The sequence below is a fragment of the Nocardia sp. NPDC060220 genome, assembly GCF_042727815.1.
GTDB lineage: Bacteria > Actinomycetota > Actinomycetes > Mycobacteriales > Mycobacteriaceae > Nocardia.
In genome coordinates this window covers 1-9978 of sequence record NZ_JBHWZY010000176.1, presented here as the reverse complement: position 1 = coordinate 9978, position 9978 = coordinate 1, and the positions used below count along the sequence as shown (strand labels likewise).

The following is a 9978-nucleotide window of genomic DNA, read 5'->3' as shown; positions in this document are numbered from 1 at the left end:
CTCGAGGACGAACCGGCCCTGCGCACCCGCCGCTTCGACGGCGCCTGCATCTTCCTCAACCGTCCCGGATTCGCGGCGGGCCCCGGCTGCGCGCTGCACATCATGGCCGTGCGCAAGGGCATCGAACCCCTGGAAGTGAAGCCGGACGTGTGCTGGCAGCTGCCGATCCGACGCACCCAGGACTGGGTGGAACGCCCGGATGGCGAGCAGATCCTGCGCACCGTGGTCACCGAATACGACCGGCGCGGCTGGGGACCCGGCGGCCTGGATCTGGATTGGTACTGCACCGGCTCTCCCGACGCCCACGTCGGCGCGAAGCCGGTCTGGCAGTCCTACGGCCCGGAACTGCGTGAGCTGCTCGGTGCGCCCGCCTACGACGAACTCGCCAAGCACTGCCGCCGGCGCGAGGGCCTCGGCCTGGTCGCGGTGCATCCGGCGACGGTCGAAGCCGAGCGGATGAACCCCGAACCTCACAGATCGAATCACGCGGAGTGAAAGCCTCGTAACCATTCGGTTCATCTGTAGGTCGTGCATCCGTCACCGAACTCGGGTTGGATAGCTGTTCATGTCCAAGAAAGCGATCTACGCAGCGACCCTCGCGATCGGCGCGACCCTCTCCATGACCGGCCTGGCCAATGCCGAACCGAACGGTGATCCGGCCGCGTACGCGGACTTCACGGCCGACTTCGTGAACTACAACGACCCGGCCGCGATCGACGCCGCCAAGAACGGCAAATACATCATCATCAGCACGAAGGGCACCTCCTCGCCCATCGGCTGCCGCGGCAACGGCGCCGACGTGCCGATCTACGACTGCAAGCAGTTCGACGGCGTGGAAGTGGTCGCCCTGAAGAAGATCGACACCCCCCTCGGCACCGCCTGGAGCGTGCTCTGACCGCCTCTCCGCGACTCTTGGCCAGATCTAGGTGCGGGGAGACCTATGTACGCGGCCGGCGGCAAGGCATCTAGTTCGTTGGCTCGTGCCCGGTGAGTTACCCATGTTCTCGCTAGATCAGTCATTCCGTCTATGAACGAAAAGGATCCCGTCGGTGTGCCGACGGGATCCTTTCGTTATCGGGGAGGCGGTCAAGCCTCGAGCTTGTAGCCGAGGCCTCGCACAGTCACCAGGTGTTCCGGCTTGGCCGGGTCGGCTTCGATCTTCGAGCGCAGGCGCTTGACGTGGACGTCGAGGGTCTTGGTGTCGCCCACGTAGTCGGCGCCCCAGACGCGGTCGATCAGCTGGCCGCGGGTCAGTACGCGGCCGGAGTTACGGAGCAGGTACTCGAGGAGGTCGAACTCCTTGAGCGGCAGGGTGACCTGGCCACCGTTGACGTGCACGGTGTGGCGGTCCACATCCATCCGCACCGGTCCAGCCTCGAGCACACCGTTCTCGCTGCCAGAGTCCAGCTCGTCACCGGCGCCGCGGCGCAGCACGGCCCGGATCCGCGCGATCAGCTCGCGCGCCGAGTACGGCTTGGTGACGTAGTCGTCGGCGCCCAGTTCCAGCCCGACGACCTTGTCGATCTCGCTGTCGCGCGCGGTCACCATGATCACCGGCACGCCGCTGCGCGTGCGCAACTGCTTGCACACGTCGGTGCCGCTCATGCCGGGCAGCATCAGGTCCAGTAGCACGATATCGGCGCCGGAGCGGTCGAATTCGGCCAGCGCGGACGGGCCGTCGCCGACGACGGTGACGTCGAAGCCTTCCTTGCGAAGCAGGAACGCCAGCGGCTCCGCCAGCGAATCCTCATCTTCGACGATCAACACACTCGTCATCTGCGTGCCTCCACACCGTTCGTTCGTCCCGCGAGAGTGCGCGGGACGGTGGTTTCTCTCGTGGTGGACTCCGGCGTCTGTTCCGCGTCCTCGTCCCCATCGGTTTCCAGATGGGCGGGGATGCGCAGCGTGAACGTCGAGCCGGTGCCCAGTTTGCTCCACAGGGTGATTTCGCCGTTGTGGTTGGCCGCCACGTGTTTCACGATGGCCAAGCCGAGCCCGGTGCCGCCGGTCGAGCGGGAGCGGGCCTTGTCGGAGCGGAAGAACCGCTCGAACACCCGTTCCTGGTCTTCCTTGGCGATCCCGATACCACGATCGGTGACCGCCATCGCGACATGATCGCCGCGCAGCGACCGGCTCACCGACACATGCGAACCCTGTGGTGAATACGCGATCGCATTCTCCACCAGATTCGACAGCGCGGTCACCAGCAACGTTTCGTCGCCGAGCACTTCCAGCCCGCTGGGCCGGTCGGTGCTGACGGTGATGCCCGCGGCCTCGGCGGCGGTGCGCGAGCGGTCGACCGCCTGCTGCACCACCGTGTCGACGTCGACCACGGCCAGGTCGGGCAGTTTCTCGGCGCCCTGCAATCGCGACAGGGCGATCAGCTCGGTCACCATCTTGCCCAGGCGCCGCGATTCGCCCAGCACGCGCGAACCGAAGTGGCGCACGGCCTCGGGGTCGTCGGCCGATTCCAGCATGGCCTCGGCCAGCAGGCTCATCGCGCCGACGGGGGTCTTGAGTTCGTGGCTGACGTTGGCGACGAAATCGCGCCGCGTCGCCTCCATGCGGGCCTGCTCGGAATCGTCGTCGGCGAACAGCACGACGAAGCTGGTTTCCTCGCGGGAGAGTTTGCGGGCTACACCACGCACGGCGATCCGGCCGCGGCCGGGTAGCGGGTTCTTGGCGGTGAGGTCGTATTCGGCGGATTCGCCGGTCGCGAGGACCTTCTCCACGGCGGCCCACGCGCGTTCGTCGAGCAACCGGTTACGGACCAGCCCGAGTTCCTCGGCGCGCGGATTCACCAGCACCACATCGCGGTATTCGTCGACCACCGCGATGCCGGACTCGGAGGCGAGCACGATCAGGTCGAGCACCTGCGACATCGTCAGCCCGGTGTCTTCCTGGGTACGGGCGGCCTGCCTGGCATTGACGAACGGGATCAGCAGGCCACCGACTGCCAGCCCGACGACAGCCGCGAGGACTGCCAACAGCACGGCCTGCGGAACACTCACAAGATTGATCGTACGAGTGCGGACCGACATAACGTCGGCGGGTCGACGAAGTTTCGCGCAGGTCACAGGCACTTGGCATGGCGTTCTTTTGCCGTTCACCCAGCAGGCACCTGGACCTTCGCCGGGCGTGTCAGCCGGGCGGTTCGCCGTACATCGCGGTGGTCACCGCGGGCCCGTGTCGGTCGACCCATGCGCCGAGCGCATAAATCGGAACCAGCAGATCGCGGCCCGCTTCGGTGAGTTCGTACTCCACTCGCGGCGGCGCTTCGGCATACCGCCGCCTGCGTACGAGCGTCATCCGCTCCATCCGCCGCAACGTCTGGGTCAACATCTTCTGACTGATCCCGCCGGCCCCCGTCAGAAGTTCGCTGTGACGTTGCGGACCATCGCGCAACAGGTACACCACCACCGGCAGCCACGAGTTCGCGAACAGGTCCACCGCCATTCGCGCGGGGCAGTCGGCCTCGTAGTCACCGTAGGGCGGGTATTGCACCGGTTCGGCGGCGGTCATGGGTACCAGCGTGCCACCGCCGAAAGGCACCCGCGGGTGCCTTTCGGCCTTTCTAGCGTCGGTGTGGCCGATGCCACCGGGCTCGGCACAAATCACGGGAGTTCTCATGCGTATCGGAATCATCGGCGCGGGCGCGATGGCGTCCGCTTTGGGTGGCGGCTGGGCCACGGCGGGCCACGAGGTGCTGATCGGGGCCCGCTCGGCCGACTCGGCGCGGGCACTCGCGTCCGAGATCAACGCGATCAGCGGACCGGCTGCCGACCGGGCGAGCAGATCTCCGGTCGACGTGCGACCGGAGACGATCAGCGCGGCGATCGCCTTCGCCGAGGTAGTGCTGTTCGCGGTACCCGTGAGCGCGCTCACCGAACTGCTCACCACACACGGCGCCGAGCTGGCCGGAAAGATCGTCATCGACTGCACCAACGCGTTCCTGCCCGACGAATCGGCACCCGACGGCGTCACCGCGTTCGTCCTGAGCGAGGACGCGGTGGCCGAACGCATCGCCGCGGCCGCACCGAAAGCCCACGTGGTCAAGGCCTTCAACCTCCTCGCCGCCGAGGTGTGGGCAGGCGCCGACCGAGTCTTCGACGGTGTGCGGTTGGCCGTCCCGATCTGCGGCGACGACGCGGCGGCGGTACAGACAGTGGCCCGGCTCGCCGAAGAACTGGCCCTGCAACCGTTTACCGCGGGCGGTCTGCACCGCGCCAGATATCTGGAGGCGACCTCGGTCTTCACCGTCGGCCTCTGGTTCGCCGGCCTCGATGCCCGCGCGATGCTGCCTCCACTGTCGGCGGCCTTCGCGGTCGCCGACGCCTGACACACGGTCGGGCCGGCGCAATCGTGGGATGCGTCGTCATCCACACGATCACACCGGCCTCGGCCGTGCCGGGATGTTCAGGCTGCGATCCCCAAACCCAGCGCCACGGCGACCGGCGCCAGGTACAGCACCGGGAACGCGACCGTCTTGTACGACTGCGCCCGCAGCACCGTCACCACCGCACCCGCGAAGTACAGGATCAGCCCGATCGCGGCGAGAACCCCGATCACCGGCACGAACAGGCCGACCAGCAGCCCGATCGACCCGAGGGCCTTGGCGATGCCCAGCGGTGTCCACCAGGTCTGCGGCACGCCGTATTCCACCAGCGGCTCCACCACGAACGGTGCCCGGCGCACCAGCGAGAACGCCGAGAACCCCACCCACAGTGCGGCGACGACAGTGACGATGACGTAGGCGGTGTACATGGCGTAACTCCTTCGGCAGCCGCGTGTTTCGCGGTATCTACCGAGGTGACGACACAGCCCCCGCGAGTGTGACATCGCCCGGAAAACACGACGGCCCCACACCGTTGGACGGTGTGGGGCCGAAGCGCTGGGAGTTACTTGCCGCCCTGGTTGGCGACAGCGGCGGCACCGGCGGCGGCAGCGGCCGGGTCCAGGTATTCGGCGGCCTTCACCGGGCGCATGTTCTCGTCCAGTTCGTAGACCAGCGGAATGCCGGTGGGGATGTTCAAGCCGGAGATGTCCTCATCGGAGATGCCGTCGAGGTGCTTGACCAGCGCGCGCAGCGAGTTGCCGTGCGCGGCGACCAGCACGGTCTTGCCGGTCAGCAGCTCCTTGGAGATGGTGTCTTCCCAGTACGGGACCATCCGCTTGACGACATCGAGCAGGCACTCGGTCTCGGGGACCTCGATGCCCGCGTAGCGCGGGTCGCCTTCCTGGCTGTACTCGTTGTCGGGCTGGATCGGCGGCGGCGGGGTGTCGTAGCTGCGGCGCCACAGCATGAACTGCTCCTGGCCGTACTGCTCGCGGACCTGCTCCTTGTTCTTGCCCTGCAGATCGCCGTAGTGGCGCTCGTTGAGGCGCCAGTCGCGCACAACCGGGATCCACAGCCGGTCGGCGGTGCCGAGCGCGTTGTCCGCGGTGCTGATCGCGCGGCGCAGCAGCGAGGTGTAGACGACATCGGGCAGGATGCCTGCTTCTTTGAGCAGCTCTCCGGCCCGCTTGCCCTCGGCGATGCCCTTGTCGGTGAGTTGGACGTCCACCCAACCGGTGAAGAGGTTGAGGGCATTCCATTCGCTCTCGCCGTGGCGCAGCAGCACGAGGGTGTAGGTCATAGGGGTCATTCTGACATTGCGGTGATGTCAGGCCCACTCCACCTCGTCGAAGCCGATGACGATCTCGTACGGCCCGCCCTTGACCAGCGCGTCGACCTGTAATCGTGACGCCACCGAGTCGACTTCGCGCACTACGGCGCACACTCCTTGGAACGGACCCTCCGGTATATGGACGACATCGCCCGGCACGTAGTCGGCAGCCACCTCATGGAGGCTACGCCCGCCGGTGACCAGGCCGAACGAACGCGCCGAGCACACTGTCGGCCGGACCGAAGAGTCCTCATATCGCCTCAATCCGCGGCGGCCTCGACCGCTAGCACCCCCGCACCGACCAGTGTGGCGCCTTCGCTCAACGTCGACAGTTCCACCGACAGTTCCTCGACGAACTCGAGCCGCGCATGCCGGGCGACGGCAGCGCGCAACGGTCCCCACAGCGGCTCCCCCGAATGCGCGAACCCGCCGCTGATCACCACCCGATCCACATCCAGTAGCGCGGCGGCCGACGAGATTCCCGCACCGAGGCCGGTTCCCGCACGCGCCATGGCAGCGAGCGCGATCGGATCGCCACGATGCGCGGCCTCGGCGAGCTCCATCCCGCTCGCCCCGGCCCAGCCACGCGCCCGCGCCCAGCGCACCGACGACATCCCGCTCGCCACCGCTTCGACGCACCCGAATCCCCCACAGGGACAGGCGGTGTCATCCCCGGGCACCACGATGTGCCCGATGTGACCGGCGTTTCCCGTGCGCCCCAACACAACCCGACCGTCGGCGACGATCCCCCCACCGACTCCCGAGGACCCCGTCATGGCCAGGCCGTTGTCCACCCCGCGCAACCCGCCCACCCGATGCTCGGCCAGCACCAGACAGGCGCCGTCGATGGCCAACCGCACCACCGCGTTCGGGAACAGCGCGCGCACGTGGTCGACGATCGCGAACCCGCCGCGCCACGCCGCCAGGTTCAACGGCCTGATCGTTCCCGCGGGCACATCGACCGGCCCCGCCGCTCCGATCCCGACCGCGCTCACCTCGTTGTCACCTGCCACAGCGACCAGAAGGTCTCGACACGCCGCCCACGGATCGTTCGAGGCGGCGGGGGCCCGGCGCACCCCGTGCAGCCGGTAGTGCGGGTCCACAAGTCCCGCAGCGAATTTCGTTGCCCCGATATCGAGCGCAAGCACCGCCATCACCACTCCTACCTCCCGTGCCGGGCCGCGTCGCCGCACACCTCGCCCGCACCTGATGTGAGTCATCACAACATGTGGCACGCGACACTTTGACTACTGGTCGGTACAAATCACAGGTTTTCGTTAGATACTTCGACACGGGTCGGGTCGTCTCGTTGGGCAGCACTACTGTTGATGAAGGAAAGCTGTGTCGAAAATCGCTGTACTGGTGTTGAGTCTGCTATCTGTGGGCTTGTTCGCCGCGCCCGCGGGCGCGAACCCGCTGTATCCGACGCCTGATCCGGATCCGTTCTTCACCGCACCCGCCGACATCGCCGCGCTGGCACCCGGCGACGTTGTGCGGACCCGCCACATCGACACCTGGATGTACCCGGGCACCGAAGGCCACCAGGTCGCGTTCCGCTCCACCAATTCGGCGGGCAACGCGATCATGGGCATCACCACCGTGCTCATGCCGATCGGCGTGAAGAACCCGCCCCTGGTGTCGTACCAGGCGCTGATCAACTCCATCGGCACCCGCTGCAATCCGTCGCAGTCGCTGTTCAACGGCGAGCTGCAGGACGCGCCGGGCGCCATGCTGCCGCTGGCGCGCGGCTGGGCGATCTCGGTGCCCGATTACCTCGGCCCGACGGTGGCCTATGGTGCGGCCAAGCTCAGCGGCATGGTCACCCTCGACAGCGTGCGCGCGGTGCAGAAGGTCGCCGAGCTCGGCGTCGGCAACTCGCCGGTGGCGATCGCCGGCTACTCCGGCGGCGGCATGGCCACCGCGTGGGCGGGTGCGTTGCAGCCCACCTACGCACCGGAACTGAAGCTCGCGGCCGTGGTGTCCGGCGGCATCCCCGCCGACCTCGAATTGATGGCCGACGCACTGGGTTTCGCGCCGCACCCCGGCTTCGGTCTCGCCTTCGCCGCCGCGATGGGCATCGAGCGCGAGTACCCCGAGCAGGTGCCGGTGTCGGACCAGCTCAACGAGAACGGCCTGTGGTTCCGTGAATTCACCAAGGACGCGTGCCGTCGCTTCCTGCTGTTCCACGGTGCCCTGCGCAACGCCGAGCAGATGGCGGCGTCCAAGGAGCTGATGGGCAGCCAGGTGGCCCGTGGGGTGTTGCGCGAGAACAGCCTCGTGCACTTCCAGGGCGCGCCGACCGCACCCACCTACATCTGGCAGGGCAAGTACGACATCCTCACCCCGTACGCTCCGGTCGCCGAGACCATCGCCCGCTGGTGTGGTCAGGGTGCCCCGGTCCAGCTGAACACGGTCGAGATCTCCGAGCACATGACCGCCGCTGTGGCGGGTTTCCCGGACGCGTGGAACTACGTCGAGGCCCGCTTCCGCAACGAACCGGTCCCGACGAACTGCTGAGCTGAAAAACGATGCCGGACAGGAACTTTCCTGTCCGGCATCGTTGTTTTCTCAGACCTTGTCGGCGTCGTCGATGAGGTGCTCGAAGGCGCGCAGGTTCTTCAGTGACTCACCGCGCGAGACCCGCCACTTCCATTCCTTGCGAATGGATTCGGCGAACCCGAGCTCGAGCAGGATGTTGAAGTCGTTGTCGACCGCTTCGAGGATCTGACCGAAGATGCGGTCGAGTTCGTCGGCGGTGACCGACTCGGCGGACATCCGGCCCACCAGGTAGATGTCGCCGACATTGTCGAGGGTGTAGGCCACGCCGTAGAGGCGGCGGTTGCGGCGCAGCAGGTATTTGTAGACGCCTTCGAAGTTCTCGTCCGGCTTGCGGCACACGAACGATTCGATGCGGACACCGTGCTTGCCGACGGTCAGCATCACCGTGGTCTTCAGCTTGCGCTCGCCGGGCAGCACCACGATGAAGGTGTCGTCATCGTGGCGGGTGTACTCGATCTCGCGATCGCGCAGCGTGTCGTCCACTACCTGCGAAACGGTGCTCACCTGCGCACTCCCGTCCGGCGCCGCAACAGCGCCCGCGATCTGGCCTGCCTGGTCTCGCCCGCGTGCAGAGCGATGGGACCGCGTTCGGTGCGGAATCCGGCCATCGCGGCAGCGTAGCTGTCGAGCAGGCCGTCGGCGGTGTGCGCCCAGGAGAACCGGCTGGCGTGCTCCACGGCGGTGGCGCCCATGCGGGTGAGCCGGTCGGGATCGTCGAGCAGGGCGGCCAGCGCGTCGGCCCAGTCGGGGGTGCGATGCCCCGGCACGAGCAACCCGGATTCGTGGTTGCGGACCGCGGTGCCGAGACCGCCGACGTCGGCGGCGAGAACGGGGGTACCGCTGGCCTGCGCCTCGATGGCGACCAGGCCGAAGGATTCGTTGTAGCTGGGCACGGCCACCACATCGGCCGCGCGATACACCTGCACGAGCTTGTCGGCGGGCTGCGGCGGCAGGAACGTGACCCGTTCGGCGATGCCGAGGTCGGCGGCCAGTTCGATCAGCGCGTCGGGTCTGGCCAGTCCGGTGCCGGACGGTCCGCCCACGATCAGCACGCGCAGCTTGCGGTTCGGATCACGGCCGAGGAGCTCGGCGGCCGCGCGCACGAGGACATCGGGGGCCTTGAGCGGCTGGATCCGGCCGATGAACGCGACGATCTGCTCGTCGGCGCGCAACCCGAGCTCGGTGCGCGCGGCGAGCTTGTCACCGGGCCGGTAACGGGTCAGGTCGGCGCCGGGCGGCACCACGTCGATGCGGTCGGGCGAGGCGCCGTAGAGCTCGACGAGCTGACGGGCTTCGTCACCGGTGTTGGCCACCAGCCGGTCGGACTCGGCGATCACCTGCTTCTCACCGATCACCCTGGTCTCGGGTTCGGGAGTATCGCCCTCGGCCAGCGCGGCGTTCTTCACCGCGGCCAGGGTGTGCGCGGTGTGCACCAGCGGCACCCGCCAGCGGTCGCGTGCCAGCCACCCGACCTGGCCCGACAGCCAGTAGTGCGAATGCACGAGGTCGTAGTGGCCCGGCAGATGCCGCGCTTCCTGGCGCAGCACCTCGGCGGTGAACGGACACAGCTGGGTGGGCAGCTCGTGCTTGTCGAGTCCCTCGAACGGGCCCGCGACCACGTGGCGCACGATCACGCCGGGTGCGGCCTCGGCCACCGGCGGCAGCTCCGAGGAGGTCGCCCGGGTGAAGATCTCCACCTCGGTGCCCCGTTTGGCCAGCTCGAGCGCGGTTTGCAGCACGTAGACATTCATCC

Annotated in this window: 12 protein-coding genes and 1 pseudogene; 4 read left to right on the top strand and 9 right to left on the bottom strand. The window is 67.7% G+C overall.

Going from position 1 to position 9978, the window contains the following annotated elements:
• Together ACFWF3_RS11930 and ACFWF3_RS11925 are read left to right on the top strand one after the other, a co-directional pair.
• A pseudogene (locus tag ACFWF3_RS11930) lies at positions 1-495 on the top strand (hypothetical protein); the annotation flags it as partial.
• 70 nt (positions 496-565) lie between these two features.
• Positions 566-895, top strand: a complete 330-nt coding sequence (locus tag ACFWF3_RS11925) for a hypothetical protein (protein ID WP_378634123.1) — start codon at positions 566-568, stop codon at positions 893-895.
• A 191-nt stretch (positions 896-1086) separates the two neighbouring features.
• Here ACFWF3_RS11925 and ACFWF3_RS11920 read toward each other — a convergent pair whose 3' ends face one another.
• The 3 genes from ACFWF3_RS11920 to ACFWF3_RS11910 form a co-directional block, all read right to left on the bottom strand.
• Positions 1087-1776, bottom strand: a complete 690-nt coding sequence (locus ACFWF3_RS11920) for a response regulator transcription factor (protein WP_056814516.1) — start codon at positions 1774-1776, stop codon at positions 1087-1089.
• A complete protein-coding gene (locus ACFWF3_RS11915; protein ID WP_056816211.1) occupies positions 1773-3011 on the bottom strand; it encodes a cell wall metabolism sensor histidine kinase WalK in 1239 nt (412 codons plus the stop codon). The genes ACFWF3_RS11920 and ACFWF3_RS11915 overlap by 4 nt, the downstream gene beginning before the upstream one ends.
• Positions 3012-3141: 130 nt before the next feature.
• On the bottom strand, positions 3142-3522 hold the full coding sequence (locus ACFWF3_RS11910; RefSeq protein ID WP_379298636.1) for a winged helix-turn-helix transcriptional regulator: 381 nt from the start codon (positions 3520-3522) through the stop codon (positions 3142-3144).
• 106 nt (positions 3523-3628) lie between these two features.
• On the opposite strand from ACFWF3_RS11910, the gene ACFWF3_RS11905 reads away from it, so the two are divergent.
• Complete coding sequence (locus ACFWF3_RS11905) at positions 3629-4339, top strand: NADPH-dependent F420 reductase (RefSeq protein ID WP_379313657.1); 711 nt, start codon at positions 3629-3631, stop codon at positions 4337-4339.
• 77 nt (positions 4340-4416) lie between these two features.
• On the opposite strand, the gene ACFWF3_RS11900 is transcribed toward ACFWF3_RS11905, so the two are convergent.
• The 4 genes from ACFWF3_RS11900 to ACFWF3_RS11885 all read right to left on the bottom strand — a co-directional run bounded on the left by ACFWF3_RS11900 (position 4417) and on the right by ACFWF3_RS11885 (position 6820).
• Positions 4417-4764, bottom strand: coding sequence for a DoxX family protein (locus ACFWF3_RS11900; RefSeq protein WP_379313656.1), 348 nt, complete (start codon positions 4762-4764; stop codon positions 4417-4419).
• 134 nt (positions 4765-4898) lie between these two features.
• The gene (locus tag ACFWF3_RS11895) at positions 4899-5636 is read right to left on the bottom strand and encodes a phosphoglyceromutase (protein WP_378634111.1); all 738 of its coding nucleotides are present in this window, start codon (positions 5634-5636) and stop codon (positions 4899-4901) included.
• Between the two features lie 27 nt (positions 5637-5663).
• Complete coding sequence (locus tag ACFWF3_RS11890) at positions 5664-5840, bottom strand: hypothetical protein (RefSeq protein ID WP_170112119.1); 177 nt, start codon at positions 5838-5840, stop codon at positions 5664-5666.
• Between the two features lie 86 nt (positions 5841-5926).
• Positions 5927-6820, bottom strand: a complete 894-nt coding sequence (locus tag ACFWF3_RS11885; protein ID WP_379313655.1) for an ROK family protein — start codon at positions 6818-6820, stop codon at positions 5927-5929.
• A gap of 187 nt (positions 6821-7007) precedes the next feature.
• Between ACFWF3_RS11885 and ACFWF3_RS11880 the strand changes: the two genes are divergently transcribed.
• Positions 7008-8183: a lipase family protein gene (locus tag ACFWF3_RS11880; RefSeq protein ID WP_378991049.1), complete on the top strand. Its 1176-nt coding sequence runs from the start codon at positions 7008-7010 to the stop codon at positions 8181-8183.
• A gap of 51 nt (positions 8184-8234) precedes the next feature.
• Here the strand turns inward: ACFWF3_RS11880 and ACFWF3_RS11875 are convergent, their stop codons facing one another.
• Together ACFWF3_RS11875 and mshA are read right to left on the bottom strand one after the other, a co-directional pair.
• Positions 8235-8729, bottom strand: a complete 495-nt coding sequence (locus tag ACFWF3_RS11875; protein WP_379313654.1) for a YbjN domain-containing protein — start codon at positions 8727-8729, stop codon at positions 8235-8237.
• Positions 8726-9978, bottom strand: a 1253-nt coding sequence (gene mshA, locus ACFWF3_RS11870) for a D-inositol-3-phosphate glycosyltransferase (protein WP_379313652.1), incomplete at its 5' end; no start/stop codon positions are given. The genes ACFWF3_RS11875 and mshA, both read right to left, overlap by 4 nt.